Here is a 26,896-nt window from a genome sequence, read left to right as displayed (position 1 = left end):
CCATGTCCATGCTCTCCCATGCCCCGAACACCACCTCCACCGCCTTGAAATCGGTGGATCTGACCATCACCGGCGCCTTGGACGCCGCTACCGTTCCCGCTATTCGCCAAGCATCCGCCAAAGCCGCCGCGGACGGCCCCGTCCTGGTCCTGCTGGATGTCGCAGCGGTGACATCGGTGGGAGCATCAGGCGTAGTAGGGGTGCTTGAGGTGCTGCACCTGCTCCGATCGCGCGGCGGCGATCTCCGCCTTTTCGGCGATTCCAGCGAGCTCCAGGAAACCCACCTCCAAGCCCATCTGGGTCACGTCGCGCGTATCTACGCAACTCGCCACGATGCCGTCGACGGCGGTGCGGCACTCGTGCGGCCACGCGGGCTTGCGCCTCGCTTCAGTTGGCGGTCTCTCTTCAGGCGTCGTCATCGCTCCATCGGATGGGGCTGACCGTGGCGCAGATTCCTCCCCCTTTCACGGGACATCCGAACAGAAAACGCCGGCGGGCCAGCCTGCTCATCCCTTTGGTGGTGACGGCCCTCGCTGCCACGGGCCTGGGTTTCGCTTCCAAGGAGGTGGTGCCGGTAGTCCAGGCTCTGTCCCTCTGCCGGGCCGGGGATGCTTCCACCATGATCCCCAAGGACGGTGTGCTTCTGGGCGTGAACCTCGATTGGGACTCGGAGACATTGTCCGAGCACCGGGAAAACCTCGGCCATGATCCGGCGGTGGTAGTGCAATTTTCGGATATTCCCTACGACGACGAAACGTGGGCTCACACCACCAACGCCGTCACCCAGGTCCGCCCAACAGGGGGCGTGTTGCTGCTGACCCTGGAACCGCACGGCGGCCTTGAGACCATGAGCGACGAAGTGATCGCCAAACTGGCCACCGACTTACGGGCCGTCAACGATCAGGGGACGCCCGTCGTCGTACGTTTTGCGCATGAAATGAACGGGTCCTGGTATTCCTGGGGCCAGCAACCGCTGCGTTATGTGGAGGTATTCCGCAAAGTGGCCGCTGCAATTCATGCCGGGGCGCCGGGCTCGTCCATGATGTGGGCCCCGAACTATGGTGGCGGCTACCCGTTTACAGGGGGCCAATTCGCGGCCCGTCCGGGAACTGGCGATTTCGCTGCGCTCGACACGGACCGTGACGGTGCGCTGACCATGGCTGACGACACCTATGCTCCCTACTACCCCGGGGACGACGCCGTGGATTGGGTGGGAGTTTCGCTGTATCACTGGGGCAATCAGCGGCCCTGGGGGAACAACGATATCTCTGAGTCCGGCAAGTTCCTGGCCATGCTGACCGGCACTTATAGCGGCACAGCCGGTGACGACAGTTCCGTCCCGGATTTCTATCAGGTGTACGGTGTGGACCACAACAAGCCGGTGGCCATCCCGGAGACGGCAGCCATCTTCACCCCGGCCCGCGGCGGGGCGTCCGAGCTGGACGTCAAGCAGGCATGGTGGCGTCAGGTCTTCTCCGTTGAAACCCACCAGAAGTACCCGCAGTTGAAGATGATCAACTGGTTTGAGTGGAAGAAGTACGAGATCGAGATTAACGACGACGTCGACTGGCGGAGCGCTGGATCGCCCGCCATCCGAGACGCCTTCAGTGAGGACCTACCGGACTGGTTGCAGTACGGCGAGGACCTGGAGGCCTGCCGCTAAGCGGCGCCTAAGTGGCAGCCGTCAGGCAGCCGGCGCGGCCTCCACGATTTCCGTGGGGGCCGTCGCTTGTGGACGTTCCGGCACCATGAACTTCGGCAGCAACACCTGCACGATCGGGCCGATCGCCAGGGCATAGACCACCGTGCCGACACCAACGGAACCGCCCAGCAGGAAGCCAACAGCCAGGACAACCACCTCGATTCCGGTGCGGACCAGGCGCACGGACCAACCAGTTCGGCGGACAAGCCCAGTCATCAGGCCATCACGGGCACCGGGTCCAAGGCGAGCACCGATGTAGCAAGCGGACGCGATGCCGTTGAGGATCACGGCACCGGCGAGCATGGCGATCTGCCCGCCCAGGTGTGAGAACTCCGGGATGAGCCACAGTCCCAGATCGGCGAAGAGACCCACAAGAATTGCGTTGGCGATGGTTCCGATCCCTGGCATCTGCCGGAGCGGGATCCACAGGAGGAGAACCAGAAAGCTGACCGCGATCACCACAACGCCCATGCTGAAGCCGGTCTTTTCGGATACGCCTTGGTGAAACACATCCCAAGGGTCCAAGCCCAGGCCGGCACGGATAAAGATGGCCAGGGAGATGCCGTACATCGCGAGGCCAATGAGGAGTTGAGTGATTCTTCGGGTCATCATGAAGTACATCATCCAAGAGAACTGGCCTTGTATTCCATAGCCAGTTTGGAATACTGGTCTTATGTCCGGCTCCCTGAATCCCACCGCACTTGTTCGCCTCCTCGGCTCTTGGAACTCCGGCGCCCTGCCCGCCTACCGTGAGCTGGCCGACGTCGTGCGCTTGCTGGTGATGGACGGGCGCATCCCCTTGGACGTCGCTTTGCCAAGCGAGCGGGCACTCGCCCAGACACTCGGACTCAGCCGGACCACGGTCACTGCCGCGTATGCGAGCCTGCGAGAACAGGGATTCCTCACGGCAGGTCAGGGCAGCCGCGGACGGACATGCATCCCCCACCGCACCGAACCAGCAAGCGCGCCTGGGTTCGCGGTTCCCGAGGGGCTTCTGGATCTGGCGTATGCGTCATTGCCGGCCGCCGGCGAGGTAGTGCATCGCGCCTTCGCTGACGCCCTGACCGAGTTGCCGGCCCTCTTGCCCGGGTTCGGATACGACGCGCTGGGGGTGCCGGCCCTCCGCGAAGCCATCACAGAGAAGTACACAGCGGAAGGGGTGCCAACGACGCCGGGCCAGATCCTTGTCACCTCCGGTGCACAGCATGCCCTCAACATTGTGCTGCGCGCCCTGGCCGGAAAGCAGGACCGGGTTCTAGTGGAACACCCCACGTACCCCAACGCCCTGGACGCCATCCGCGCCGCCGGCTGCAAGCCCCTGCCGGTGGCGCTGCCCTCGGGCACTTCGCCAGCCTGGGACATCGATGCGATGGTGGCCACCATGAATCAGCAGCGCCCGGCCGTGGCCTACTTGGTGCCGGACTTCCACAATCCGACCGGGCGCATCATGTCCGACCTGCAACGCAGACGGCTTACGCGGGCGGCCGCTGCTTCCGGAACCGTGCTGGTGGTGGACGAAACCCTGCGTGGGTTGAATCTCGACGGCGTCCGCACCGCGCCGATGTCGTCGTTCAGTCCTGCGGTGGTTTCCATCGGGTCGCTGAGCAAATCGCATTGGGCGGGACTCAGGACCGGGTGGATCCGGGCAGACGAGTCCCTGATTGCCCGCTTTATCGCCACGAGGACAGTCATGGATCTGGGCGGGCCAGTGGTTGAACAACTGGCGGCGGCGCGCCTGGTGCGGTCCTTCGCCGAACCGCTTGATGCCCGGCTTGAGGAGCTCCGGCACAACCGGGAATCATTGCTGGGGTTGCTCGCGGAGCATCTGCCCTCGTGGGAGGTGGAGCGACCGCGGGGTGGACTGACAGCATGGTGCCGACTTCCCACACCATGCAGCACCGCACTGACTGTTCTTGCACCCGACTTCGGCGTGCGCTTGGCAGCTGGACCCCGCTTCGGGGTGGGTGGAGCGTTCGAGCACTACCTGCGCGTTCCCTACACCTTGCCCGCTGCACAGTTGGAGTTCGCCGTCGGTGCGCTTCGCGCCGCCCAGGACAAGCTCGACGCCTCGCCCCACCTCCGCCGGACGCTAAAGACAGAGCGGCCAGCCGCCGTCGCGGTCGCCTAGGCCGCCGCCCGCCTGGTCCCACCCATCCGACCCAACTGAGTCGCAGTTGAGGCCGTTTTGAGGGCTCAAAACGACATGTGCTGCGACTTAGTTGGGGCCGGATCTGCGGATCGCGCCCTCGCGCTCATGCGTTGCTTCGCTGTGTTGCTGCCCGGCCCCACCGGTGTATGCGAGGTTGCCTTTGCCAAGCCGAACAGCGGCATGCCGTTGTACACCACTTCAATACCCGACGCCGGGACTTGGTACGTCTCGTGCCACACGCCAACGTCGCCGCTGCCCGCGAACTCCTTCATGAATTTCCGCCATGGGCCCAGATGCGGCGAATCCCTGTCTGCGGCAAAGCGCCTCAGATGCTCCGGACTTTCCCAGTAGCTGAGCAGGATGGTAGTCCGCCCGAACCACTGCTCGCTGCCAAGGAGACCGGCATCCGGGTTCTTGGCTAGGTGCTGCATCATGGTGGGCATGGCCGACGCCACCTTGGCGACGCGGCCCAGCTTCCACCACCGGTTTGCCCGCATCCCGATGAGGAAGACGGTCACTGTATCGCGCCCGATATCCGCGGTGAAGCGGCCGGGGAAGATCTCCTGTGCCATGTGAATCCTTCAGTTGGGGAACCCCTGATTTTGTTGGATCCGGGTTTCATAACGTTGTTATGAAACAATGTTATGAAACACTGGAGGGCATGGCAAGACCTGTAGTTCATGACCAACACGTCCAGGATCGACTCCTCGCGGTGACCGCCGAACTGGTGGACCGCGAGGGGCCGGCCCGCGTCACCCTTCGTGACGTAGCAGCAGCGGCAGAAACGTCCACCACGGCGATCTACTCCCTCTTCGGCGGTAAAGCGCAACTGCTGACAGCCGCCGTCGACGACGGTTTCCGCTCCTTTGGTGAATCCCAACGTGCTGCGGCGAAGGACGGGCTGCCGGGATTGGGCCGGGCCTACCGCATTTGGGCACTGGAGCACCCGGCCCTTTACCGCCTCATGTTCGGCGGGGCGCTGGCCGCCTATGTTGATTGCAGCCCGACGCCGGCAGTTGCTTCCGGTTCTATGCTCCCCCTGGTGGAGGCGGTAGTCGCCGCCCAATCAGCGGGCGCTCTGGGCAAGGACGACCCCGCGCTCATGGCAATGGCCATCTGGGGACAGGTCCATGGGCTGGTCAGCCTGGAACTTGCGCAGATGAACGATCCCGCCACCGATTGGGCATCGATCTACGAGGCCGCCCTGGAATCCGTGGCCCGGGCCTGGGCGGCCTAACCGGAACTGCTATGCGTAAACCTTCTCCAGGAACGCACCCCAGGCCTTGGCCGTAAGTTCTGCATCGCCGGAGCCGCTGAACTCGTGCACCGTCATCCCGACCGGAGCACCGAATGCGTTCCGACCGAAGAAGCGGTACATCGTATCCGCGGTCCGGAGGCCCAGGAAGTTCTCGTTTGAGAAGTCCACTACCCCGGCCAGCCGCCCCACGCCGTCGACGTCAACATCCACTGCGGTACCGGCGGCTACACCGTCCACATTCAAGGCCTTTTTCAGCTGAACGAATCCATCCACCGTCTGCGAAGAAGCAGGCGCCTGAATGTCCGTGAAAACCACGGGCTTGCCGTCGAAGTACTGCAGGTACTGACCCAACGTGTGCAGGTAGAACTCCGTGTGCTTGCTGGCGCCGTCGTATTGCTCATCCCAGTTCTCGGCAAAGATCCCGCTGTGAACGTAGTGCAGCTTGGCGCGGCCACCCTCCAGCGGCTCAAGGATGTGCTCCAACTGGTTGAACCATCCATCCGGGCCGTCCATGCGGGACACAAGGTGGCTGGGGTATTCCTCGGTGGTCTTCACGTCCGGCCACTGATCCGTGGGGAACATCCAGGCGGGGGTGTCCTTGGTGACCGCCTGCCATACCCGTTCAGGGGTGCCGGGCAGTTCGACGTCCGTCTCAATTTCGAATTTCCGGTTATCAGTCATTGCTTTGGTCCTTTTCTGCTGAGTGCTGGGTTGAGGGTGCTTTCAGTGCCCCGGTTTTGAGTGCGGGGTGAAGTACGACGACGAGGCGGTGCTTGCGTCCGCCGCCCGCCACGGCGGCAGCACCGCCGTCGTGGTACTTGTCCACGAGTTGGGTCACCGCCACACCGAGCTCCTCCGCGAATGCTGCGCGTTCGGCAGCGGAACGGAAGGTGATCTCACCGTCGATCGCGAAGCTGGCCAGTTTCTTCTTTGCCACGGCAGCGCCGGCGATGAGCTTGCCCATTTCCTGCACGGTTCGGGAAGCCAGCGAAAGCAGCCAGAAAGCGGAGAACCGGTCAGAGAAGCGCCGCGGATCGGGTGCCACAGACGCCAAGGCGACAGGCGAGATCAGGTAGGACGCCGCGGTCGAGCGGAGTACGCGCTCGGTGACGTTGCCCTTGCGTCGTTCCTCCACCAGCTCCACCAAACCGTGCCGTTCGAGGGCCTTGAGGTGGTAGTTCACCTTTTGCCTGGGCAACCCGACCTTCGCGGCCAGCTGCGTGGCGGACGCCGGTTCGACGAGCTCCTGCAGGATTCGGGTGCGGATCGGATCCAGTGACGCTTCCGCTGCGGCCGGGTCCTCGATCACTTCGATGTCCAACATGCTTCAAGTATGCTTACCGACAACTATTATTGTCAAGAACTTTTTTATCGTCGGTCTATCTCTCCCGTTGTGAGGCCCGTTTTGCGCCTTTCGGAGCCGCCCAGGGGTGCAGACCGGGCCTCACAACGCAACGCCGGTAGAATTGACCAGTGATGCAATCCCCCCTCCCCGTGCGCGACGGCGTGAACGCGACCCGCCTTCGCCTGCCGGACGAGGGACCGTGGACCACCGCAATGGACTACATGATGCATCGTTGGGGCCATATCGATCCTCAGGGCATCGAGGACCGCTTTGACGCCGGAGAGATCGTGGGCGAAGGCGGCGTACCGCTGAACCGCAGCACCAAGCTGGAGGACCACACCTTCATCTGGTACTACCGCACACTCCCGCCCGAGACCCGCCTGCCCGTGGAAATCAACATCCTCCACCAAGACGAACACATCCTGGTGGTGGACAAACCGCACTTCCTCCCCACAACGCCGGGCGGCACCTACATCCAGGAATCCGCGCTGGTCCGGCTCCGGAACCTGCTCAACCTCCCGGACCTCATCCCCATGCACCGCCTGGACCGAATGACGGCCGGCCTGCTGCTGCTCTCCACCAACCCGGAGACACGCGGCAAGTATCAGGTTCTCTTCGAGAAGCGCCAGGTCCAGAAGGAATACGAGTGCGTGTCCGCCGCGACGCCGGCCGCAGGCTATCCCGCCGTCGGATTCCCGGTGGTTGTCCGCAACCGCATGACCAAGTCCCGCAGTTACCTGCTCGCGGAAGTCATCGACGGAGAACCGAACGCGGAAACCCGCATTGAACAGACAAAAACGTTCGACGCCGGAACTCACCAGCGCGCGTTGTACCGGTTGGAACCGCACACAGGAAAGACTCACCAACTCCGCGTGCACATGGCCTCGCTTGGATTGGGAATCGTCAACGACGCCTTCTACCCGGACTTGCTGGACAAAGCCCCGGACGACTACTCCAAACCCCTGCAGTTGCTGGCCCGCGGCATCACATTTGTGGATCCCATCAGCAAGCAACGCGTGGAATATCGCAGCAAACTGGAGCTCAGCGAAGCCCGCGGCTAAGGGCCTCCCACACCCATTCCACGTGACTCTGAGCAGGACTACCATGAGGATTCCGGGGGGTAGTTTGGCGGGGGTGCGAGATGGACAATTCAGTTGAGCTTCCAGGTGATAGGGCCGCATCAGCCTTCGCCTTCTCTGCTGCTGCAGCGGGTGCCCTCGGTATCGTTACCCTCGCAGCAATGTACGCCGTGGAAGTGCCCAAGGGTGGCCCGTTTGTTTTCGGTGCCATCAACGATGCCACGGGAGCCGTGTTCAACGTTCTCGCTATACCGGTAATCCTCCAAGTTCACCAGCGTCTCCCGAAGGCACCGTGGACCGGGCCATTGAAGTGGGTCACCGTAACAGCATGCGCAGCCGGGGCCACGAGTTCGGCGTTGCTTGTATTCAAGGTCCTGGACTTTGGGCCGTCAACAGCAATTTCCGTTGCGGCCATTGTCGTCCAAGGGGCTTGGTTCTTTGTGGCGAACAACAGACTTCTCCACGTTGAGGACTACCCGCAGGGGCTCGCGAAGCTCGGCCGATTCATCGGCGGAGCCCTCTGGATCGGCCTCCCCTTGGCTGGCCTGGGCTTCCTCCTTCCCGGGCCCGAGTGGCTCCGTTACGGGATCATGGGAGCGGGCTTCATCGCGGGGGCATCGTCCTGGGCCGTCTGGCCCTACTGGTACTTCAAGGCCGGCAGGTTCCTCGGCCACAAACACGCGGCGGGCGTGCCCGGTGGGGCGCCCTCAGCGGCATGAGGTCAGTCACCCCGGGTGAGTCGCTAAACCGCGACTAGGAGTCACCCTTCGGCGAGGAGTTAAACACAGCCCGGAAGATCGCCGTCGTCTCCTCCGAAAACAGTACGAACTCCACCAGCTCAAGCGGGCTATCCTCAGCGCCGGAAGCTGAAGCTGACGACGAAAACGACCTCACGGCGTCGAACGCTACCTCCGCGACCTGACCGGCGTCCCAGCCGTAAATTCCGGCGCTGATCGCAGGAAAGGCGATGGATCGGGCACCAAGACCCGCCGCCACCCTCAGGCTCTGACGGAAGCACGACCCCAGCAGCGCCGGATCGGTTTGACCCGCGTGCCGGTTGGGTCCCACTGTATGGATCACCCAGCGTGCGGGGAGCCGGAAGGCGGGCGTAGCCGCGGCGTCACCTACCGGAAGTCCGTCCTGCAGTTGCGTCCGGCGCAGCTCGCGGCAGGCCTCAAGAAGTTCCGTGCCCGCGGCCCTATGGATGGCGCCGTCCACTCCCCCTCCACCGAGCAGTGACGAATTGGCGGCGTTGACGATCGCGTCAACCCGGCGGGTGGTGATGTCACCGCGCAGAATCTCGATTCGCATGGCGCCAGTCTCACCCCCGAGCGGGGGACGCGGCAAGTGCGGTACCTTTTGCCCATGGACATCATCGCTCCAGAGACATGGGGATCCGCAATTTACCTGTGGATTGTCCCCATTGTGTTGGGCGATGCCATCTTCCCGCCCATCCCCTCCGAGATGGTGGTAATCACCGGCGGGGCGCTCGCAGCCGACGGCCACGCCAACTTCTGGCTCATCCTGTTCCTTGCTGCGTTCGCTTCCTGGCTGGGCGACATGGCAGTGTTCCTGCTGTTTAAACGGCGCATCAGCCACGTTCTGGACCGGTGGTCGTGGGGCCGCCGGGTCCACCGCGGAATCCACGAGGCCATCGCCAAAGCCGGCCGTTCGTCAACCTACGGCGCCATCATCGGCGCTCGGTTTATCCCCGGCGGCAGGCTCGCCACCTCATCCGCGGCGGGCATCGCCAACGTCTCGGTCCGGGGTTTCAGCCTGTGCGCCGGCCTGGGAGCAGTGCTTTGGGCAGTGTGGCAGGTCGGCTTGGGCTACTTCACGGGCTCCACCACCAAGCTTCCCTTTTGGGCCAGCTCACTCATTGGGGTGGGACTGGGCCTGGTCATCGGCGTGGTGGTCGGATTGATCGTTACCCGGCGCCGCGGCAGCCGATCCCCCGTGGACGAACCCTTCGACGCCGACAAGCCCGGCGACGTTCCGCAGCCCGAGTAGCGCTGACTAACTGGTCTAAACCGGCGACCAACGGCCGCGGCTCCGACGCAACACGAAAAGGCTTCCAGTGATAGCTACGCGTTCGACGGCGTCACGCATCATGGCTGCCGACGTCCGGGCTTCGTCGTTCTCGCCCGAGTAATCCCGGTCGCCCACTGTGAAGCGCAGGCTGATCTGGGGTACGCCTCCCACGATGTCGAGCTGGTTCGATTCGACATGGTGGCGGGTTTCCAGCGCTTCCACCGCTGCGGCCATCACCGATTCGGGTGCGTTGCCCGGCTTAAGGCCAGTGATCTTCAACTTGGTCTGGAACGACGGCATCCCACTACCCTAACGCTCTCGCACATCCCACGCCCTTGGACGGATGCCTCTCTCACCGGGTGAGAGAGGCATCCGTGGAATCCCGGGGGGTGTGAGAGAAGGTTTGCTAGCCGGTGTTGCGCAGGCCTGCAGCTACACCGTTGACGGTGATGAGCATGGCCCTTTGGAGCCGCTCGTCGATCTCGCCTCCGGACAACTGCTCCTCGCGCACGCGGCGGAGCAGCTCTACTTGCAGGTAGCTGATCGGGTCCAGGTACTGATCGCGGATTTCGAGTGAACGCTTCAGCGTCGGCTGGGCATCCAACAACTCAATCTCACCCGTAAGCCGTTCGATTTCGGCCACAGTGAGCTCGTACTCGTCGCGGATCATGTGGAACAGCCTGTGCAGTTCCTCCGGGACCAGCGACGAAACGTAATGACCGGCAATTTCCATATCCGTCTTGGCCAAGGTCATTTCCACGTTGGAGATCACAGAGCGGAAGAAGTGCCAGCGGTCCATCATCTCCAGCAGCTGATCGGTGTCGCCGGCTTCGCGGGCGGCTTTCAAGCCGGAGCCCACGCCGAACCATCCGGGAACGATCTGGCGTGACTGGGTCCAACCGAAAACCCACGGAATTGCCCGCAGGCCACCGAGTCCGGCACCTGAATCCGGACGCTTGGAGGGGCGCGAGCCGATGTTCAATGAACCCAGCTGCTCCACCGGCGTAGAAGCGAGGAAGTAGGCCGGAAGCTGGGGATCGTCAATCAATGTGCGGTAGCGGGCGAACGCTGCATCCGAAATGGTTTCCATGACATTGGCGTACCGCTCACGCTCGTCATCCGAGGTGCGCGGAGTACGGTGCAGGGCCGACCCCTGCATCACTGCAGCCAGGGAAAGTTCCAGGTTTTCGCGGGCGAGCTCTGGCAGGGAGTACTTATCCGAAATGACCTCCCCCTGCTCGGTGAACTTGATCTCGCCTTCAAGTACGCCGTTCGGCTGGGCCATGATGGCGTCATAGGTGGGTCCGCCACCGCGGCCCACAGATCCTCCGCGGCCGTGGAACAGGCGCACGCGGACGCCATGCTTGGCAGCTATGTCACGCAGCTTGCGCTGGGTCTTGTGAATCTCCCACTGGCTGGTCATGACGCCCGATTCCTTATTGGAATCGGAGTAACCCAGCATGATCTCCTGAATGTCTCCGCGGAGACGAACAAGTTCCCTGTAGGACGGGTCGGACAGCAACTGGTCCACGATCTCGGCCGAAGCCCGGAGTTCCTCCACCGTTTCCAAAAGCGGAGCGAACCCGATCTTGGCATGGGGCTTGCCGCTGAAGAGATCGATCAGGCCAGCTTCACGCGCAAGAACTGCTGCAGCAAGGACGTCATCGGCACCACGGGTCATGGAGATGATATAGGTCTCCACGACGTCCGGACCGTAGGTGTGCAGGGCCTGGCGGATGCTCCGGAAGACGTCGTACGTGCCGTCCGCAGTGCCTTCAAGCTTGATCGGGTGGCCGGACAGCGGCCGGCGGGAAGCCAACTCGGCCCCAAGGAACATGAAGCGTTCCTCACGCGTCAATTCGCCGTAAGGCTTTTCCGTGCCGAGCCGGTCCACCAACTGCCCCACGGCATCATGGTGGTAATCGGCGTGTTCGCGGATGTCCAGTGTTGCCAGGTGCAAGCCAAAGGCAGCGATTGCCCTGCGGACGCGGGCCAGGGCGCCGTCTGCCACCAATGCGGCGGAATGGTTTCGCAGCGAGGCCTCAAGCAGCCCAAACTCCGCAAGCAACTCAGGAGTGGTGGCGTAGTCACGGCCCGGCTCGTGATAGGTGGAAGCTGAAATACGGCGACCGGTGTTGATGAGCTTGGCCTTGATGCAGGTCAGCTTAAGCCTGTAGGGCTCCTGCGCGTTCAGCTCAAGGATGCGCTTGTCCAGTCCGGGGAGGTTCTTGAGATCCTCAGCGATCGAATCCAACAGCTCCCGGTCGGCCCCAAAGAGTGCCGTCGAGTTGGAGAGCACCGAGATGAGTTCGTCGATGAGGGCAATGCTGATCCGGACTGCATTTTGGTTCTGCAACTGCAGGATTTCCCTGGTGACAGCAGCAGTGACGTTCGGGTTGCCGTCACGGTCGCCACCGATCCACGAACCAAACTTCAAGGGTGCAGCGGCGGCCGGGAGCGTGACGCCATGCTCAGCAAGGAGTTCTGAAAGGTCAGTCAGCATTTCCGGCATTGCATCGGTCAAGATGCTGTTCAAGTAGTAGATGGCGTTCCGAGCCTCATCTACAGGAGTGGGGCGGACCTGGCGGAGCTCGTCGGTCTGCCACATTTGGTCGATGATCTCGGCGAGCTGCCGGTCCTGGCGGCGCCGCGCGGAAGTCCCCTCCGTGGTTGGCTCAGCAAGGACGTCCGATAGTTTGCGGACCTTATCCAACACTGAACGACGTGATGCCTCGGTAGGGTGCGCCGTGAAAATGGGCCGAACGTCGAGCTCGTTGATCACATCCTGCAGGACCTGCGGGCCCGCTTGGCCGGCTATCTCCGAGACTGCTTTTGCCAGCCAGCCGTCCTTTTCCTGCCGGGTACGCAGTCCACGAACGCGATGTACCTGCTCGGCCGCGTTGCTGAGGTGGAAGTAGAACGCAAAGGCACGGACCAAGTCGGTCGCTTGGTCCAGCGGCAGGGAGGCGAGCAACTCGCGAACCTGAGCAACGACGTCGTGCGCGCTCCAAGGGCCGGTGGCATCTGCGCCGCCCCGTGCGGCTTCCTTGGACTCCTTGGTCAGCAAGCGGACCTGCTCCACAAGTTGGAGCAGCTCCGGACCGTGTTGTCGGACCAGGGACTCGCCGAGAAGCGTGGATACGCGCCGCACGTCGGCACGCAGTTCGGCTGCGAGATCGGTGTCTTGATGGGCAGTGTGAACCATTGATACTTACCTTCGGGATCTGGTTTGGCCCGTACACTGCGCTGGATACTGTGAGCCGGATTACTAATGTTTCCTACGGGATCTTACCCGCACGGAACTCAACAAAAGAATGTGTCTCAGATTTTGGCGTCGCCTTCCCCTGCCAGAGTCCCGATGTCAGTAGTTGTAGGTGAAGTTGTTAGGAGCCAGCCCCGGGCCACTCAAGGTGTAGCTCAGTTCGCGGTTTTTCTTATTGCCCTGGGAGTCGGTCAGTACACGGAATTGAAGATCACCCCGTTGCACAGAGCTGCTGGCACAGATGGCAACGCGCCGGCTCTCCAGCGCGCAGGTCCATCCAACCGGCGCTTGAAGGGAACCTTCCTCTATCCATGCATCCGCGGCCACCGAAAATACCGCTTTGCCGCTACCCAAGGGGTTTGCACCTGAGACTTGGAAGTCGATTTCCATGGTGATGTTCACGGCATCCCGGCCTGAGTATTGCCGCACAGAACCCTGCACATCCGCCGGAACGGCGGTCCTCGGGCCTGCAGCGAGTGCGGGAGCCGGTGTGGGGGCTGGTGGTGCAACCAGGGAAGGTGTGGCGGAGGGCTCTGCGGTTTGATTCTGCGCGGGCATCACCTGGGGCAGCGTGGGTACTTGCGTCCCTGAAGGTACCTCCACCGGGGTTGGTAGCAATTCCTCCGGGGCAGGAGGCAACTCTGTCGGAGAGGAAGATGCAGGGAATGGTGTGCTGCTTGTCGTAGGTGTAGCGGTGGGCGTCGCCGGTTCACTTTCCCAGGGTGGACTGCCAGTCTGCAGGGCACGCTGCTGCGAATAAGTCTCCGGAGTCAGGTGATCAACGATTCCTATGGACCCCAACACAAGCCCCACCCCGGCGGCCGCGACGACGGCCAGGACTATCGGTTGAGCGAGCGCTGGTGCGATCAGTGCAGCCTTTGCGGGAAAAACCGCGCCTAAAACGCCCAGCCCCGCGCCTTTTCCCGCCCAGATCGTGATGGGAACACCCGTAACCATGGGAAGGAGCACTGCTCGCATGCTCCCTTGAACGTCCTTCAGCTCCGCGAGGGCGGCCGTACATGTAGAACAGCCGTTCAGGTGATCCCGAACCTTGCGCTCAGTGGCGGCTGACAGTCCACCTCGGATGAAGTTGCCGAGTTTCGAAGCGAACTCGGAACACCTGCCATCGGGCTGCTCTGCGATATGGCACTGCAGGTATTGCCTCCTGAGGCCTTCGCGCGCACGAAGGGCGAGCGCTGAAACAGCATTGGGAGAAAGCCCCAGAATGGGTGCAACGGCTGCAGGTTTCATGCGTTCCACGTCCAAGTACCACAGCACCGCCTGCCACCGTTCCGGCAAGGTGCGGAAGGCTTTGGCCACCGTGCGCGACTCGAAAGCATTGATGGCGGCATCTGAATCGGCCAAGGCGTGATCCAGAACAGAATCATCACTGCTGGGCAGGACCTTGCCGGCTTTGCGGTTCCGTTGATGGGACAACCTGGTAACTGTCGATAACAGGTAGGCCCGAAAGAATGTATCTGGTCCTCTCCCAGCCACGAGACCTTGCAGCACAGCTTGAAAAGCCTCTGCCACTACATCCTCGGCATCGCTTGGATTGTCCACGTTGCGTCGGGCAACGGTGGATGCAATGGACACGTGGCGCTCATAGAGACCATCGAATGCGGACATATCTCCGCCCCGGACCAACTCAATAAGACGCCCATCGTCGTCGATTTTTGATTTGCTGCCTGCATGTGAACTCTGTGCCATCTATGGCATCCCCAAACCGTAAAGAACCCTGCCCATACATATGGAGTGGGGAGTAGAGGCAAGTCGTGACGCGTTTTTCTACATGGTCTTTATCAAAGCTTGGGGAAAGCACTTCGTCACGAACCGTCTGTTCAGCGCACTATTCGGATATGACCTTGTTCCGGACCAAATCATTCGCCGAATGTGCGTTTACACGGTATTTATTGCAGCGAAGATGGCAAACGGCCAGTTACAAAATGGGGTGGCGCTTTGGGGCGGATTGGTTCGTGCCTGAGGTCCGGACAATCGTAACGTCGCTCGCCACCGGCACAGCGATTCCGGCCGGCAGGGCCAAATTACTCGGAGCGGCCCGCGCCACGAATGGCGTGGGCATCAATGAGACCATGAGCGATTTCCGTGCGTTGTTTGTGGCTGCGGAACAGCCCGTCGACATCGACGCCCTTCAATCACTGGCGGAAGGCTGGGCGGAGGTCGCAGAAACAGCCGCCCCGCTCTCATGCACCGATGTCTACACAGGCTTGGTCACTTACGCGCACTTTCAGCGACGGGTCCACGAGGTATCCACGTTAGGGCCGGAGTCCACGGGTTCGCATGCCCTGGCGATCATCCGGCTGCCCGGCCTCCGCCATAACCGCGGACACTGCTGGACACTCCTTGCCCGGCTCGGGGAAGCCGTCAAAGGGCAGTTGCACGGAACCGGATCCATGGCCATGTACCAAAATTCTGCTGTCCATATCCTTTTCCCCCTTGGAGAACGCAGCCTGTCCCGGCTACTGGGATGCAAGGCCGTGCTGGAGGCTTTGGGGGAAGGGACGCTGAGCCCTGCGCGCATGGTGCTTTACCCGCTGCAACGTCACGAACCCTCCGCTGCCAACACTCACCCTGTGACGGAACACAACACCCAAGGATTCGAAGGACCATCCAGAAAATGAACAATCAGATCCATCTAAAAACCGTGTCGCTGGTGACTGCGTTGTTGGCCGCTGTCATGGCTGTCTTGGGCTTGGGGCTGACCGCCCTTCCGGCCACTGCGGCAAATATTCCGGAAGCGGAGATCACCATCAGCACGGAATCAGTAGTTACCAAGCAATGGGACCAAGTGGATGTGAAATGTGAATGGTCTGTCCCCGACAAATCGCAACCCGGGGACACCTTCAGTCTTCGACTCCCCGCTGAACTGCGCTGGTTTGGCGACACTACGTTTGACCTTAAGAACCCGGCTGGCCGCATAGTCGCCACCGCAGCCGCGAATGGCGCCGGCTTGGTGGTCTTCACCCTGACCGATTTCGTGGCTTCGCATCCCCTGAATGTTGGCGGAAAGTGTTCCTTCACTACTCAGTACGCGCGTGAGCTCACCGGCGGAGGAACGGAGGAGCTGAACTTCGTTGTTGGTGACAGCGTGGTTCGGGTACCCGTGACCACTGAACCCTGCACAGAGGATTGCACCCCGGGCGTGCCAACGTCAGCCGGAAAATCGATGTGGTGGGCAGACCCCGCCCAGACGAAACTGGAGTCGATCTTCTACATGCCGCCCATGGCCTTCGGAACCAACGATGTTGTGGTGACGGACATCCCTGCGGCCGGCATGGAAATCGATTGCAGCCAAGTTACACCCCGCGTGGGAAAGGTAGTGAGCGCCGCCGGCAACATTGTTGAGCCATTCGATGACGAGCAATATCCGGCAACCATCGAGTGCACCCCGCAGTCGCTGACAGTAAGTTGGCAAGAGCTTCCTGAAGGCGAACACGTGGAGCTCTTCGTGGTCACAACAGTGACCGACTCTTCCTTGGATGTCTACGAGAACAACGGAACAGTCAACATCTCGGGCGAACAGCACCCCGTTGGTGCCGAGACGCGTCGAAGCGTCGCGAGCGGAACGGGCGACGGAGCGGTCGATACGGCCCCAAGCCCGAGCCCGAGCACCAGCACACCTTCGGCAACTCCGGAACCGAGCGCGAGCACAGCACCCGCGACGCCGAGCCCGAGCACAACTCCAAGCATCAGCACACCCCCCGCAACTCCGGAACCGAGCCCAAGTATCACCCATCCCATTGTCGTAGTGATTCCCGAGGAACCTGCGGACCCCACCGAGGCGAACAGCCCTGAGCAGCTGGCCAATACCGGCGCCCAGGGGCAGGGGTTCATCTTCATTGCTGCGGCGCTTCTGGCCGCGGGATCCCTGTTTGCCTTTGCAGGTGCCCGGAAGTACGGGCAGCGGTCGCACTGAGAATCCGACTGCAATAGCCAAGACGGCAAGGATGGGTTGGGCACGTCGTGAGCGACCCATCGTTGCCGTCCATCAATCCCGGCTCGCGCTGGCATGAATCAGGGCCAGCGCGAGCCGATCCAAGGTAATAGGTTCGGTTCAGGTCTTATGGATTCGGGGAATGCCCAAGCCCGGCGCATAGTTGAGGCAAGTGCAACCGCCACGAACTGACGCAAACCCGCCGAGGAGAACCATGAGCACGCCCACCACCGCAACCGACGCCCAACTCGCCCGTTGGGAGCGGTTCCGTGCAGGTCGAAATACAGCTCTTGCCACCGAACACGGCTGGCTGACGCTCACATCTTTCCAATGGCTTGAGGCCGAACCTTCCGAGGTCGAACTCGTCCCTGGCCTGTGGTCTACCGACGGCACCACAGCTTTCCTGACGGCGAGCGCTGCGGATGGGCTCACGCTCGTGGAGACGGGACAGGGCGTCGACGGGACCATCTCGGCCACACTTCAGGACGAAGAGTCGCTCATGTGGGTGCAGTTTGGAGGCAAGGACGGCAAGCAAGTTGTGGTGGAACTGGCCATGCGCGCCGACAAGTACGCTGTTCGCACCCGCGACAACAACTCCCCCGTATTGACTGGGTTCAAAGGTGTCCCCACCTACGAATACAACCCCGCCTGGGTTATCGAGGGCCGGTTTGAATCTTACGATGAGCCGAAGGACGTGCCCATCGGCACGGCGAACCCCTTGGTGGACGGTGTCCACAGGTCAGTGGGCGAAGTGGCGTTCCGGGTACCGGGTGTTCCCCACGAAATCCGGCTGCACGCTGAGGAGGAGAAGCTGGGCGCGCTCAACGTAACCTTCCACGATGAAACCAACGGAGAGACCACGGACGAATGGCGCAAGGTGTTCATCCCCCGGCCCCGGCCAGACGGGTCCGTGGTGATCGACTTCAACCGCGCCATCAACTACCCGAGTGCATTCACTCCGTACGGCACATGCCCAATGCCTGTCCGGGGCAATTCAATCGATGTTCGGGTGGAAGCCGGAGAGAAGCTTCCGCAGGACTAGCGGACAGCCGGCGGTCTAGGCGATGGCGGAAACCCCTGTAACTGCACGGCCAACGATCAGCGAGTTGATTTCGTAGGAGCCTTCGTACGTGTAAATGGCTTCGGCGTCGGCGAAGATCTTCGCGATGCGGTAATCGGTAACGATTCCGTTCCCGCCCAGGATTGACCTGCCCAACGCCACGGTTTCCCGCATCCTTGCGCTGCAGTAGGCCTTGGCGAGCGCCACCTGCGCCATCTCTGCGCCTCCGTGCCGCACTCCTTGCGCATCTGTGAAAATGTCCTCCTGCAGTTGCGCTATTCGGACCATCATCCCCATACTGGCCACCGCGTTTCCCAGCATGTCCACAAGGTGTTGCTGAATGAGCTGGAATTTGGCCAGCGGCTTACCGAACTGCATGCGCTCGACGGCGTACTGCCGGGCGACGTCGAAGGCTGCCAGTTGTTGGCCAACGGCCTGCCAGGCCACCATGATGCGGGAGCCACGGAGCAGGTGGTTGGTGTCCGCGAAGCTGCTGATGCCGGCGAAGCGATCTGCCTCAGTTACCTCCACGTCCACAAACACAATGTCGGCGTTCTGCACGGTCCGCAAGGCAATCTTGTTCTCAATGCGGCTCCGCGTGATGCCCGGCAAGGATGCGTCAACGATGAAGGCACGCACGGCGCCGTCTGTTTCGTCCTTGGCCCACACCAACATGTAGTCGCAGAACGTCCCGTTCCCAATCCAGCGTTTGGCGCCGTTAATCACCCAGTAATCGCCGCCGTCGGAATCTGCCCGCTCAACACGGCGGGCAGTGGTCTCCATGCCGCCGGCGACGTCGGAGCCGTGATCCGGTTCCGTAAGCGCGAAGGCGCCGGTAGTGCGGAGGTTGGAGGCGTCGTCGAGGTAGCGGTCCTGCTGGGCGTCGCTGCCAAAGTCGTACAGCGACTCCACGAAGAGGTCGTGGTGAACCATGAAGAACGTCGCGATCGAGGTGTCGACGCGTGTCATCTCGGCTATGACCAGGCCGGCGAAAAGGTGGGTATATCCGCGCTGGGCGGGCGCGCTGAGCCGGAGGGCCGCGAGCTTAGGGAGGATGTGTTCGGGGAACTCTGCTTTCTCCCACCACTGCCCGGCGTATGGTGCGATCTCGGAGGCAAGGAAAGCCCGGAGTTCGTTGAGTTTCCGTTGCTCCTGGACGCTGAGCAGGGATTCGAAGTCGAAGAAGTCAGCCGTGGGAAGGTCCGCTCCGGACGACGGGCCTGGCCCGCCCGAACCGGAACTACCGGGCACAACCGTTCCAGGTAAGGACCCCGGAATGCCGTTGTAATCGCCCATTATTTGAGTCCCATACGGATGGCGCCATCGAGTCGGATGGTCTCCCCGTTGAGCATGGCGTTTTCCACGATGTGGGCCGCCAGGTTTGCGTACTCCGAGGCACGGCCCAGGCGTGCGGGATGCGGGACCTGCTGTCCAAGTGAGTCCTGGGCCGCTTGGGGAAGTCCGGCCATCATGGGCGTTTCAAAGATGCCAGGGGCGATGGTGGCTACGCGAATCAGTGAACGCGCGAACTCCCGCGCCAAGGGGAGCGTCATGGCTGCGACAGCACCTTTCGATGCGGCGTAGGCTGGCTGGCCGATCTGGCCTTCAAAGGCGGCCACGGAGGCAGTGTTGATGATGACGCCGCGTTCGGGCCCACCCAGTTCCGTGGAGACGGGTTCGGTTTCCACCATGGCAGCAGCGGCCAAGCGGGTCACGTTGAAGGTGCCCACAAGGTTGATCTGAATGACCTTGTTGAAGTTCTCCAAGGGCAGTACGCCTTCGCGGCCAAGGACTTTCCCCGGCGTTGCGATGCCTGCGCAATTGACGACGATCCGTAGCGGTCCCAAAGCTACGGCGGCATCGACGGCGGCCTGGACTTGGGATTCGTTGGTGACGTCTGCGGGAGCAAAGACAGCACGTGGACCCGGCTCCCCCTCACCCGAACGTTTCGCATTCAGATCGGCCGCATATGCGTCACCAGCCGATTGCGGCAGATCCACCAGGACCACCGAGGCTCCGGCGTCGAACAAGCGCTTCGCGGTAGCGGCCCCCAGCCCTGATGCCCCGCCGGTTACCAGCGCGACCGTGCCCTTGATGTCCATTCATCCTCCTTGATGCAGACCCAAATCCGTTAATGCATGTTAACTGGAATTGTGGGGAAGCGCACACTGCCCGCCCTGAAAGGCGAACTCCCCGGCCCGGCTAGGCTAATTGCATGTCCAGTCAGATCGATCCAGCCGGGAAGCCTGCCCCCTCCACAGACGCCACCGAGTGGGCGGCGCGTGCCAACCAGGCTGCCCGATCAGTGACCCGAAGCTTCGGCAGGCGTCTGCTGTTCCTGCCAGGTACACACCTGGGTGCAGTGAGCCTTCCCAGCCGCACCATCAAGAGTCTCTCCGGCCCCTGGCACTACTGGTGGCAGGCGCATTACGTCGACTGCCTGGTGGACGCCGGCCGCCGTGAACTCGCGAGTAAAACAAAGTTCGACGGCGACTCCCGCCCGAGCGCGGGTCGGCTCGCTTCGCGGCTGGTCACCACAATCCGGTTGCGGAATCTGCTGCGCTTCGTCAACGACTACTACGACGACATGGCGTGGCTGGCACTCGCCACGCTGCGTCTGGAGAAGCTGGCGGAGGAGACCAGGAATTCTGGCCGGCGGCGCAACGCGTATGTCCGCAAGAGCCTGACGTTGCAGTTCGATTCGGCGTCAACAGACGATTTTGGTGGCGGCACCTTCTGGAGTACCAAACGGGACTTCAAGAACACGCCTGCCACCGCCCCGGTGGCCCTGTACTACGCCCGGACCGACCATGCAGAGCGCGCACAGAAGTTGGTGGACTGGCTCAACAGCAAGCTCCTCCACCCGGACCGTGGCGTGTATCGGGACGGGCTTCGGATGAGTCAGGGCAGGGTGGTGGTGGATGAGGCCATTTACACCTACAACCAAGGCCCGGTCCTCGGTGCCTTGCTGGAATTGGGCGGTGATGACAACCTGCGCAGGGCCGCCCTGCTTGTGGACGCCGTGAAACGCGAGCTGACGCTGCCCGGCACGCAGGTAATCCGCGGCGACGGGACGGGCGATGGTGGCCTTTTCACCGGCATCCTGCTCCGCTATCTCGCTCTGGCGGCCCGTGACGCCCGGCTTCCAACCACAACCCGGGATGCGGCCAGGTCCTTGGTTCGCAGCACAGCCGAAGCGTTCTGGGCCGGGCGCCGCGAGGACCCGAACCAGGCCAAGGGCCGCAGGGGAACTCCAGCCATCGTGTTCTCTTTCGACCCCCAGCGACCGGCGAGCGAAACATATCCGGTGGGGGCCGCCGTCGAGCTTTCAACTCAGCTTCAAGCTTGGATGGCGCTGGAAGCTGCCGCCACTCTCTAGCTGTCGCTGGAAAGGGGACGCTTCCTTTGCGGGTACGGGGCCTCATGGCGGGCAAGCATCTCCACGAAACCGGCGATCTTGCGAGCGCGGGTGTCTGCCCGTTTGACCCCGTTGGTGCGGTGAATGAGCGCGAAGCGGTTCTGGGAGGTCAGGCAATCGAACATCGCCTGGGCCTCGGGGACTGCGGCGATGGCTGCCGCGAGGTCATCCGGAACCACGGAATCGGCTGGCCCGGCGTAGGCGGCTTCCCAGCGTCCATCCGCTTTTGCGGCCTCGACGGCAGCTCGTCCGGCATCGGTCATTTTGCCCTCGGATTCCAGTCGCGCAATGTGCCCCACATTCCGTGCTGACCAGATGCTCCTGCGGCCGCGGGGCGTCATTCGCTGGAAGTAACTTTCGGCGTCGCGGCTCTTCGCTTGGCCGTCAATCCAGCCGAAGCACAGGGCCTCGTCCAGGGCGGCGTCGTAGTCCAACTCAGTGATGCTGCCGCCCTTCTTGTGCAGGATCAGCCACACGCCGGGACTCTCAGCGGCATGCTCCGAAAGCCAAGCGCGCCAGGCGGCGCCGTCTGCGACAAGAAGTTCCTCAAGTTCAATGGGCATGGGTTCATTCTCCTGTGAAACGCACGCGCCCGGCAGGGCCACGCGGCATAGGCTGGGAGCGGACACCCGAACCGCGAGGACCCAGCCCAGGAGGACCAATGTTGCGAGCCCGCCCCATCCATTACACATCGCACTTTGAGCAGTGGGCCACGCTGCTGCAGGCGCTGGGTTTGGTGAAGACGGTGGACGACGGCGACTGGCAGGAGTTCGACGCCGGTTCGGGTCGCGTCGCATTGGGTCGCCTGGAGCACGGCCACCCCCTTGATGGCTACACCATCTTCAGCGTGGAGGTGGGAAACCTGGAGGAATTCGCACGCCGCACCGAGGAAGACGGCACCCAGGCAGAACTTCACGAAGCGTCCTACGGGCCCACGGCGCGTATCTCGGCCGACGACGGTTTCGAGTTTTTTGCTTTCCCCGCGTCACGGGCAGCGGATGGCAGCTGGGCCACGTCAAGCGATGCAGACCCAGCACTCACGGTGGTAGCAACGTGGGTCAGCCCCTTGGTGGCATTCTCCGCAAATGTTCTCCGCAACATCGGCGCCCGGCAGCGCACAGAAGACGACGAATCGGCCACGTTCACCACCAAGAACGGGGGAATCCTCCAGATTATTCACGGCGCGGACGCCACCAACGGGGACCTCGCGTTTGAGTACGACGACGAGTTGGAACCACTGCTTGAGCGCCTCAAGGCTGCGGACATCGAGGCCAGGATCACCGAAGACGTCCTGTACGTCGCCAACCCGGATGCTGTGAGCGGCGCGGCACCGGCGTCGATTGTGGTGGAGAAGTCACCAGTCACGGCCGCGTAATACAGCCGAGAGCGTAACGCCGCAGCCACGGCGCTGCTGCCAAGGAAGTTCGGCTGGGGATGCGGTAGAACTTAACCATGAGCGTACGTACACCCGACCCGTATCCAGGCTGGCTTTCAGATGAAGACCTCTTCGAAGCCCGCGGCCGCCTCCCCATGGTCTACGTGGAGGCCGTTCCGGTCAGGTTGGATCCGCTCGGTTATGTGAACGAAGTGGGCACCCTCCTTCAGGGCGACGCCGACGGAAACATGGTCCGCTACCTTGTCTCCGGCCGTGTTCTCTACCGGGAAACCATTCGTGCAGCGCTCTTGCGGCACATGGAAAAGGACCTCGGCCCCCTGGCTTTCCCGCAGTTGCCCATCAGCCCTGTTCCCTTCACGGTGGCCGAATATTTCCCGGCTCCGTCTCAGACAGGCTTCACTGATGACCGCCAGCACGCCGTTTCGCTGGCCTACATCATTCCCGTGACCGGCGAATGCGAACCCCGCCAGGACGCTTTGGAACTCACGTGGATGACGCCGCAAGAGGTGCTGAGCGAGAACGTCCAGCAGGAATTCGACGGCGGCCGCGGGAACCTCGTCCGGCAGGCCCTGGCTTTCTCGGGCATCGTTCTCTAGACGATATGAGGTGAGGGGGCAGGTTCCGCCCGTCCGGACCGGTCATTATCGCCGGGCGGGTCCCGCAGCGCCGGCTTGGCTGATCGGGTCCTGGTGCGGGGAAGCGGCGCTGCGGGCCCTGGAACCCCGGCGGTGATGTCCTTTATCCCGGACGGACAGGGAACGGCCGGGAGGGGCCGGGGCCTTCTGTTTCACAAGGCCGTGGGTTGCCATTGGCGGCTCCCTTGGCCCGCCCGGCTCATCGGGAGTGAAATGGTAGTGCCACATGTGAGGTTTGGGAGGTCCCGGCTATGTTTGAGCATACTTTCATTGGTCTGGATGTTCACGCGGTCAACGTGGTGGGCCATGCGCTGAACCCGGGCACCGGTGAGGTCAGCAACCACACGATGGCCGCTGACCCGGCCATGGTGCTGGAGTGGGTCCGCCGCTTCGAGCCACCCGTCAAGGCCGTCTACGAGTCCGGCCCTACCGGGTTCGTCCTAGCCCGGTACCTGCAGGCCGCGGGTATCAACTGCGTGGTAGCGGCGTCCTCGAAACTGCTGCGAGCTCCCGGGGACCGCATTAAAACCGACCGGCGCGATGCCCGGGTTTTGGCCGAGACGCTCGCGGTGGGCTCGGTCACCGAGGTGCGGATCCCGGACCTGGACGAAGAGGCTCTGCGGGATTTGTCCCGGCTGCGCTCCGGCATGGCCAAGGACCTCGCACACGCCCGCCAGCACGTGAACGCCATCCTGCTGCGCCACGGCATCCGCTACCCCAAGGACACCCGGTGGACGAAGGAACATCGCGAGTGGCTGCACCGCCAGCGGTTTGAGGAACCGGCACTGCAGTTCACCTACGAGGCCGACGTAGAACAGGCCGAACTGCTCGCTGCGCATCTGGCACGAATCGACAAACACGTCGCGGCCACGGCCGCGGCATGCCGCTACTCCCCGGTGATCGAGGCGCTGATGTGCCTGCGGGGCATCCAGATGACCACGGCGTTCGGGCTGGCCGTGGAGATCGGGGACTGGACCCGATTCAGCGGTTCGTCCATCGGTTCCTACCTCGGGCTGGTACCCAGCGAGGAGTCCTCCGGTCAATCCCGGCACCAGGGCCCGATCACCAAGGCCGGGAACACCTATGCCCGCAAACTCCTCATCGAAGCGGCCTGGCAACACCGGCGCCCCTACGCCCGGCCCGGGCAACGGCTGATGCGCCAGCTCGATCTCGTCCCCCCGGCCACCCGTATCCGCGCTCTGGAAGGAAACCACAGACTCCATCGCAAGTGGGAACACTTCGATGAACGGCACAAAATGTCAGTCAAGGCCAACACTGCGATCGCCCGCGAGCTCGCCGGGTGGTGCTGGTCGTTGGCCGCCCCGCTCCAGCAAGGAGAACACATGAACGCGGCCTGACCCCGAACGTGCCCCCGGGACGTGGTGGAAGTGCGATGGCAGCACGCGGAGCTAACTCGAGAACCCGCTATGAGCAGACGGGCCTTAACCGTCGACGCTCGATTCTAGACGCCGATACTGCTCCAGCCGAAAAATCGTCATGCCGTAACCAACCCGCGAATGTCAGCCTGACACTGCCGGTCGAAAAGACTCGCCACCACCCCCGTCACGACCGGGCCGGCACATAGATGAGCGGCCCCGGAACCACAAGCCAGGAGCCGTTCATCTATGCCTCTTGACAACCGGACCTACATATCAGCGGGTCCCGACCCCTGCGCCAGCTGGTCTTTGTAGACTGGACGGCGGACCCCACGAGAACCAAAGGACTTCCGATGACTCACAGCCCAGCCACACAGCAATACATGGAAAAGCAGGCTGGGGACCTGCGGCCCGGGGATTTTGTGTTCCCGCCCGGTGACGGGCCGGCCGAGGAAATTGCCGCCGTTGAGGTGGAAAACGACGATTACGGCGTGGCCGCGTTGCTGCTGGTGACAATGGTCGACGGCGGCACGTTACGGATCGCTGTAGGGTCCAGTGTTCCTGTGGGTGGCGGAGTTCCGGTTGACTCCGACGGCTCCGTCTCCAGCGCCGCGGACGAAAGCACCCCTGATTCCAGCACCTCGGACTCAAGCACCCCGGCAGGAGGCGACGCCGACGCTCCCGCGGGTCCCGCCGTCGTCGTTCCTCCGCGCCCGGAAACGCCGCCGACGCACACCGGTCCCAGCGCTGAGGAGCTGGCCCTCATCCCTGAGCCTGACGGCACACCGGAAGCCGTGGTTCGTGCTGCGGCAGCCAACCACAAGGGTAAGAACGGTGTGCAGGTCCTGGCGGATCGCCTCGCGAAAGGCATCAATACCAAGTAGGGAAGCTGCCTACGGGACCTCAGCGACCTCGCCTTCGATCTCTGCATTGTGCTGCGCGATCCGGACCACGCTTTGGCAGTCGCCGATTTGCTGAATGTGCTGCCCTTTGACGGCAACCTGGACCGCTGGGCATCGATCGAACGTGCCTTGGCGCTATCCAGTTTCATTTGCCGCGAAGCCGGACAAGCCGAGCGCGCCGCTGTTTACGAAAAATTGTTGCGCGCCCCCGAGTCCCAGGAAGAAGACCCCTTCAAGGCCCGGATCAATGCCCGGGTCAGGCAGCGTTCGCTGAACGAACCCAACCTGTACGACAAGGAAATCTTCCGTGCAATCGACAACGGGAACCACGAAGCTGAGCGCGAATGGCGGTTCCTCCGGCTCGAGGCGCTGATGTTCCTGCGTGCCCACGGTGGATCGAAGACCATCGACGAGGACGAGCTGGCCCGGCGGATCGGCAACGAACTTGAGTCGGTACGCGCCTAGCTTCCCCTGTACCGATTTTTAGGGAATATCAAGACCTGTTATGTGGGCGCCAACGGCGGTAGATTCGGGGCCATGACGAACAATCTGAGCGTTGTGGTTAATGCCGACGCGCAGCAGGTTTGGACAATGCTGCGTGAACCGTCGTTGGTGGCTCAATGGCACGGCTGGGAAGCCGACGACCTCGCCGACGAAATCAAACAGATCTACTTCAACACCGATGTTGTGGAGGGGCCCGATCATACGAGCCTGACCGTCAACGGCGGTGACGTCTTTGAGCTCCATCCGGTGTCCGGTGGCACGGAAGTGCGGGTCACCAGGGCCGCCCTCGATCACAACTCTGAATGGGCCGAGTGGGATGAGGACATCACTCAGGGTTGGCTCACGTTCCTGCATCAGCTGCGGTTCGCGCTGGAACGGCACCCCCACGGGCACCGGCGGACCCATTTCATCTCCCTGCCGGGTAAAGGCGGGCCGGCGATTGAGAAGCTGGGGCTTGGGGATTTACCGCCTGTTGGAGAGGAATACTCGCTCACGCTTGCCACGGGTGAGAAGATCTCCGGCAAGGTCTGGTTCAAGAGCCGGCACCAGGTGGGCCTCACCGTCCACAGCTACGCCGAGCACGGGGACGGGCTGCTGATCGTCGCTGAGCAACTGCCGATTCCGGAGAAAAGGCCCGACGGCGGTTCCATGGTGATTGCCTCCACCTACGATTTGGGGGCCCACACCTTGGCGGACATCCGGTCCTCGTGGGACAAGTGGAAGGCTGAGAGCTACGGTTCGTAGGGGTTTTTCGGCAGGTTACCCGCGGTAAAGCTGGCACACTTGGTAGCGTGCCAGCTTCCCTTCCTGCTTCTGCGTCTTTG

26 protein-coding genes and 1 pseudogene are annotated in these 26,896 nt (G+C 62.7%); 16 read left to right on the top strand and 11 right to left on the bottom strand.

The features are described from left to right. The first annotated feature begins 2 nt into the window (after positions 1-2). Complete coding sequence (locus KCX59_RS04045; RefSeq protein ID WP_178993348.1) at positions 3-440, top strand: STAS domain-containing protein; 438 nt, start codon at positions 3-5, stop codon at positions 438-440. Then, positions 431-1,663, top strand: a complete 1,233-nt coding sequence (locus KCX59_RS04040; protein WP_179018751.1) for a glycoside hydrolase family 26 protein — start codon at positions 431-433, stop codon at positions 1,661-1,663. Before KCX59_RS04045 ends, KCX59_RS04040 begins: the two co-directional genes overlap by 10 nt. Before the next feature lie 21 nt (positions 1,664-1,684). On the opposite strand, the gene KCX59_RS04035 is transcribed toward KCX59_RS04040, so the two are convergent. Then, the gene (locus tag KCX59_RS04035; protein ID WP_178993346.1) at positions 1,685-2,314 is read right to left on the bottom strand and encodes a YczE/YyaS/YitT family protein; all 630 of its coding nucleotides are present in this window, start codon (positions 2,312-2,314) and stop codon (positions 1,685-1,687) included. Positions 2,315-2,375: 61 nt separating this feature from the next. Here KCX59_RS04035 and KCX59_RS04030 point away from each other — a divergent pair, with 61 nt between their 5' ends. After that, complete coding sequence (locus KCX59_RS04030; protein WP_179018753.1) at positions 2,376-3,830, top strand: PLP-dependent aminotransferase family protein; 1,455 nt, start codon at positions 2,376-2,378, stop codon at positions 3,828-3,830. A gap of 65 nt (positions 3,831-3,895) precedes the next feature. Here the strand turns inward: KCX59_RS04030 and KCX59_RS04025 are convergent, their stop codons facing one another. Further along, positions 3,896-4,423, bottom strand: a complete 528-nt coding sequence (locus tag KCX59_RS04025) for a DUF4188 domain-containing protein (protein WP_179018755.1) — start codon at positions 4,421-4,423, stop codon at positions 3,896-3,898. Positions 4,424-4,512: 89 nt separating this feature from the next. Here KCX59_RS04025 and KCX59_RS04020 point away from each other — a divergent pair, with 89 nt between their 5' ends. Beyond that, on the top strand, positions 4,513-5,088 hold the full coding sequence (locus KCX59_RS04020; protein WP_179018757.1) for a TetR-like C-terminal domain-containing protein: 576 nt from the start codon (positions 4,513-4,515) through the stop codon (positions 5,086-5,088). 9 nt (positions 5,089-5,097) lie between these two features. Here the strand turns inward: KCX59_RS04020 and KCX59_RS04015 are convergent, their stop codons facing one another. Together KCX59_RS04015 and KCX59_RS04010 are read right to left on the bottom strand one after the other, a co-directional pair. Next, positions 5,098-5,790 carry an SRPBCC family protein gene (locus tag KCX59_RS04015; RefSeq protein WP_179018759.1) on the bottom strand — a complete coding sequence of 231 codons (693 nt, stop codon included), beginning with the start codon at positions 5,788-5,790 and terminating at the stop codon, positions 5,098-5,100. After that, a complete protein-coding gene (locus KCX59_RS04010) occupies positions 5,783-6,433 on the bottom strand; it encodes an ArsR/SmtB family transcription factor (protein WP_179018761.1) in 651 nt (216 codons plus the stop codon). The genes KCX59_RS04015 and KCX59_RS04010 overlap by 8 nt, the downstream gene beginning before the upstream one ends. A 152-nt stretch (positions 6,434-6,585) precedes the next feature. Between KCX59_RS04010 and KCX59_RS04005 the strand changes: the two genes are divergently transcribed. Next, positions 6,586-7,515, top strand: a complete 930-nt coding sequence (locus tag KCX59_RS04005; protein WP_179018902.1) for a pseudouridine synthase — start codon at positions 6,586-6,588, stop codon at positions 7,513-7,515. 80 nt (positions 7,516-7,595) lie between these two features. Next, complete coding sequence (locus tag KCX59_RS04000) at positions 7,596-8,252, top strand: hypothetical protein (protein ID WP_178993341.1); 657 nt, start codon at positions 7,596-7,598, stop codon at positions 8,250-8,252. Between the two features lie 34 nt (positions 8,253-8,286). Here the strand turns inward: KCX59_RS04000 and KCX59_RS03995 are convergent, their stop codons facing one another. Then, positions 8,287-8,844, bottom strand: coding sequence for an O-acetyl-ADP-ribose deacetylase (locus KCX59_RS03995; protein WP_179018763.1), 558 nt, complete (start codon positions 8,842-8,844; stop codon positions 8,287-8,289). A 54-nt stretch (positions 8,845-8,898) separates the two neighbouring features. Between KCX59_RS03995 and KCX59_RS03990 the strand changes: the two genes are divergently transcribed. Further along, on the top strand, positions 8,899-9,543 hold the full coding sequence (locus KCX59_RS03990; RefSeq protein ID WP_091465318.1) for a DedA family protein: 645 nt from the start codon (positions 8,899-8,901) through the stop codon (positions 9,541-9,543). Positions 9,544-9,558: 15 nt separating this feature from the next. Here KCX59_RS03990 and KCX59_RS03985 read toward each other — a convergent pair whose 3' ends face one another. The 3 genes from KCX59_RS03985 to KCX59_RS03975 all read right to left on the bottom strand — a co-directional run bounded on the left by KCX59_RS03985 (position 9,559) and on the right by KCX59_RS03975 (position 14,536). Further along, positions 9,559-9,864, bottom strand: a complete 306-nt coding sequence (locus tag KCX59_RS03985) for a hypothetical protein (RefSeq protein ID WP_091465316.1) — start codon at positions 9,862-9,864, stop codon at positions 9,559-9,561. Between the two features lie 106 nt (positions 9,865-9,970). After that, positions 9,971-12,769, bottom strand: coding sequence for a phosphoenolpyruvate carboxylase (gene ppc / locus KCX59_RS03980; RefSeq protein ID WP_179018765.1), 2,799 nt, complete (start codon positions 12,767-12,769; stop codon positions 9,971-9,973). A gap of 156 nt (positions 12,770-12,925) precedes the next feature. Next, entirely contained in the window at positions 12,926-14,536 is a 1,611-nt protein-coding gene (locus KCX59_RS03975) for a sigma-70 family RNA polymerase sigma factor (protein ID WP_256871555.1), read from the bottom strand. A 266-nt stretch (positions 14,537-14,802) separates the two neighbouring features. Here KCX59_RS03975 and KCX59_RS03970 point away from each other — a divergent pair, with 266 nt between their 5' ends. From KCX59_RS03970 to KCX59_RS03960, 3 genes are all read left to right on the top strand, one after another. Then, positions 14,803-15,468, top strand: a complete 666-nt coding sequence (locus KCX59_RS03970; RefSeq protein ID WP_178993338.1) for a hypothetical protein — start codon at positions 14,803-14,805, stop codon at positions 15,466-15,468. Next, on the top strand, positions 15,465-16,763 hold the full coding sequence (locus KCX59_RS03965) for an Ig-like domain-containing protein (RefSeq protein ID WP_179018767.1): 1,299 nt from the start codon (positions 15,465-15,467) through the stop codon (positions 16,761-16,763). Before KCX59_RS03970 ends, KCX59_RS03965 begins: the two co-directional genes overlap by 4 nt. Positions 16,764-16,995: 232 nt before the next feature. Next, positions 16,996-17,823, top strand: coding sequence for a DUF1684 domain-containing protein (locus KCX59_RS03960; RefSeq protein WP_179018769.1), 828 nt, complete (start codon positions 16,996-16,998; stop codon positions 17,821-17,823). 15 nt (positions 17,824-17,838) lie between these two features. Here KCX59_RS03960 and KCX59_RS03955 read toward each other — a convergent pair whose 3' ends face one another. Together KCX59_RS03955 and KCX59_RS03950 are read right to left on the bottom strand one after the other, a co-directional pair. After that, the gene (locus KCX59_RS03955; RefSeq protein WP_256871557.1) at positions 17,839-19,137 is read right to left on the bottom strand and encodes an acyl-CoA dehydrogenase family protein; all 1,299 of its coding nucleotides are present in this window, start codon (positions 19,135-19,137) and stop codon (positions 17,839-17,841) included. After that, a complete protein-coding gene (locus KCX59_RS03950) occupies positions 19,137-19,943 on the bottom strand; it encodes an SDR family NAD(P)-dependent oxidoreductase (RefSeq protein WP_179018770.1) in 807 nt (268 codons plus the stop codon). The genes KCX59_RS03955 and KCX59_RS03950 overlap by 1 nt, the downstream gene beginning before the upstream one ends. 113 nt (positions 19,944-20,056) lie before the next feature. Here KCX59_RS03950 and KCX59_RS03945 point away from each other — a divergent pair, with 113 nt between their 5' ends. After that, positions 20,057-21,220: a glycoside hydrolase family 76 protein gene (locus tag KCX59_RS03945; protein ID WP_179018772.1), complete on the top strand. Its 1,164-nt coding sequence runs from the start codon at positions 20,057-20,059 to the stop codon at positions 21,218-21,220. Here KCX59_RS03945 and KCX59_RS03940 read toward each other — a convergent pair. Continuing rightward, positions 21,217-21,822, bottom strand: a complete 606-nt coding sequence (locus KCX59_RS03940) for a YdeI/OmpD-associated family protein (RefSeq protein WP_178993332.1) — start codon at positions 21,820-21,822, stop codon at positions 21,217-21,219. The two genes, KCX59_RS03945 and KCX59_RS03940, sit on opposite strands and share 4 nt — an antisense overlap. 98 nt (positions 21,823-21,920) lie before the next feature. Here KCX59_RS03940 and KCX59_RS03935 point away from each other — a divergent pair, with 98 nt between their 5' ends. From KCX59_RS03935 to KCX59_RS03915, 5 genes and pseudogenes are all read left to right on the top strand, one after another. Further along, positions 21,921-22,634: a hypothetical protein gene (locus KCX59_RS03935; RefSeq protein WP_179018774.1), complete on the top strand. Its 714-nt coding sequence runs from the start codon at positions 21,921-21,923 to the stop codon at positions 22,632-22,634. A gap of 77 nt (positions 22,635-22,711) precedes the next feature. Further along, a complete protein-coding gene (locus tag KCX59_RS03930) occupies positions 22,712-23,251 on the top strand; it encodes an NUDIX hydrolase family protein (protein WP_091465301.1) in 540 nt (179 codons plus the stop codon). 290 nt (positions 23,252-23,541) lie between these two features. After that, on the top strand, positions 23,542-24,648 hold the full coding sequence (locus KCX59_RS03925) for an IS110 family transposase (RefSeq protein WP_179018776.1): 1,107 nt from the start codon (positions 23,542-23,544) through the stop codon (positions 24,646-24,648). 371 nt (positions 24,649-25,019) lie between these two features. Beyond that, positions 25,020-26,033: pseudogene (locus KCX59_RS03920) on the top strand (DUF6707 family protein). Positions 26,034-26,105: 72 nt separating this feature from the next. Next, entirely contained in the window at positions 26,106-26,816 is a 711-nt protein-coding gene (locus KCX59_RS03915) for an SRPBCC family protein (protein ID WP_091467504.1), read from the top strand. Positions 26,817-26,896 lie beyond the last annotated feature (80 nt).

The organism is Paenarthrobacter nitroguajacolicus (assembly GCF_051027655.1).
Lineage (GTDB): Bacteria > Actinomycetota > Actinomycetes > Actinomycetales > Micrococcaceae > Arthrobacter > Arthrobacter nitroguajacolicus.
The sequence above is the reverse complement of the archived record's forward strand: the minus strand, read 5'-3'. Positions and strand labels throughout refer to the sequence as shown.

What these genes read in the sequence shown, in the direction of transcription:
- KCX59_RS04030 (WP_179018753.1), top strand. Translation starts at nt 2,376, where the DNA reads ATGTCCGGCTCCCTGAATCCCACCGCACTTGTTCGCCTCCTCGGCTCT.
- KCX59_RS03985 (WP_091465316.1), bottom strand. Translation starts at nt 9,864, where the DNA reads ATGCCGTCGTTCCAGACCAAGTTGAAGATCACTGGCCTTAAGCCGGGC.
- KCX59_RS04040 (WP_179018751.1), top strand. Translation starts at nt 431, where the DNA reads ATGGGGCTGACCGTGGCGCAGATTCCTCCCCCTTTCACGGGACATCCG.
- KCX59_RS03950 (WP_179018770.1), bottom strand. Translation starts at nt 19,943, where the DNA reads ATGGACATCAAGGGCACGGTCGCGCTGGTAACCGGCGGGGCATCAGGG.
- KCX59_RS03915 (WP_091467504.1), top strand. Translation starts at nt 26,106, where the DNA reads ATGACGAACAATCTGAGCGTTGTGGTTAATGCCGACGCGCAGCAGGTT.
- KCX59_RS03935 (WP_179018774.1), top strand. Translation starts at nt 21,921, where the DNA reads ATGTTGCGAGCCCGCCCCATCCATTACACATCGCACTTTGAGCAGTGG.
- KCX59_RS03945 (WP_179018772.1), top strand. Translation starts at nt 20,057, where the DNA reads ATGTCCAGTCAGATCGATCCAGCCGGGAAGCCTGCCCCCTCCACAGAC.
- KCX59_RS03955 (WP_256871557.1), bottom strand. Translation starts at nt 19,137, where the DNA reads ATGGGCGATTACAACGGCATTCCGGGGTCCTTACCTGGAACGGTTGTG.
- KCX59_RS03965 (WP_179018767.1), top strand. Translation starts at nt 15,465, where the DNA reads ATGAACAATCAGATCCATCTAAAAACCGTGTCGCTGGTGACTGCGTTG.
- KCX59_RS04035 (WP_178993346.1), bottom strand. Translation starts at nt 2,314, where the DNA reads ATGATGACCCGAAGAATCACTCAACTCCTCATTGGCCTCGCGATGTAC.
- KCX59_RS04000 (WP_178993341.1), top strand. Translation starts at nt 7,596, where the DNA reads ATGGACAATTCAGTTGAGCTTCCAGGTGATAGGGCCGCATCAGCCTTC.
- KCX59_RS04025 (WP_179018755.1), bottom strand. Translation starts at nt 4,423, where the DNA reads ATGGCACAGGAGATCTTCCCCGGCCGCTTCACCGCGGATATCGGGCGC.
- KCX59_RS04010 (WP_179018761.1), bottom strand. Translation starts at nt 6,433, where the DNA reads ATGTTGGACATCGAAGTGATCGAGGACCCGGCCGCAGCGGAAGCGTCA.
- KCX59_RS03960 (WP_179018769.1), top strand. Translation starts at nt 16,996, where the DNA reads ATGAGCACGCCCACCACCGCAACCGACGCCCAACTCGCCCGTTGGGAG.
- KCX59_RS03940 (WP_178993332.1), bottom strand. Translation starts at nt 21,822, where the DNA reads ATGCCCATTGAACTTGAGGAACTTCTTGTCGCAGACGGCGCCGCCTGG.
- KCX59_RS03990 (WP_091465318.1), top strand. Translation starts at nt 8,899, where the DNA reads ATGGACATCATCGCTCCAGAGACATGGGGATCCGCAATTTACCTGTGG.
- KCX59_RS03925 (WP_179018776.1), top strand. Translation starts at nt 23,542, where the DNA reads ATGTTTGAGCATACTTTCATTGGTCTGGATGTTCACGCGGTCAACGTG.
- KCX59_RS04015 (WP_179018759.1), bottom strand. Translation starts at nt 5,790, where the DNA reads ATGACTGATAACCGGAAATTCGAAATTGAGACGGACGTCGAACTGCCC.
- KCX59_RS03930 (WP_091465301.1), top strand. Translation starts at nt 22,712, where the DNA reads ATGAGCGTACGTACACCCGACCCGTATCCAGGCTGGCTTTCAGATGAA.
- KCX59_RS03975 (WP_256871555.1), bottom strand. Translation starts at nt 14,536, where the DNA reads ATGGCACAGAGTTCACATGCAGGCAGCAAATCAAAAATCGACGACGAT.
- KCX59_RS04045 (WP_178993348.1), top strand. Translation starts at nt 3, where the DNA reads ATGTCCATGCTCTCCCATGCCCCGAACACCACCTCCACCGCCTTGAAA.
- KCX59_RS03995 (WP_179018763.1), bottom strand. Translation starts at nt 8,844, where the DNA reads ATGCGAATCGAGATTCTGCGCGGTGACATCACCACCCGCCGGGTTGAC.
- KCX59_RS04020 (WP_179018757.1), top strand. Translation starts at nt 4,513, where the DNA reads ATGGCAAGACCTGTAGTTCATGACCAACACGTCCAGGATCGACTCCTC.
- ppc (WP_179018765.1), bottom strand. Translation starts at nt 12,769, where the DNA reads ATGGTTCACACTGCCCATCAAGACACCGATCTCGCAGCCGAACTGCGT.
- KCX59_RS04005 (WP_179018902.1), top strand. Translation starts at nt 6,586, where the DNA reads ATGCAATCCCCCCTCCCCGTGCGCGACGGCGTGAACGCGACCCGCCTT.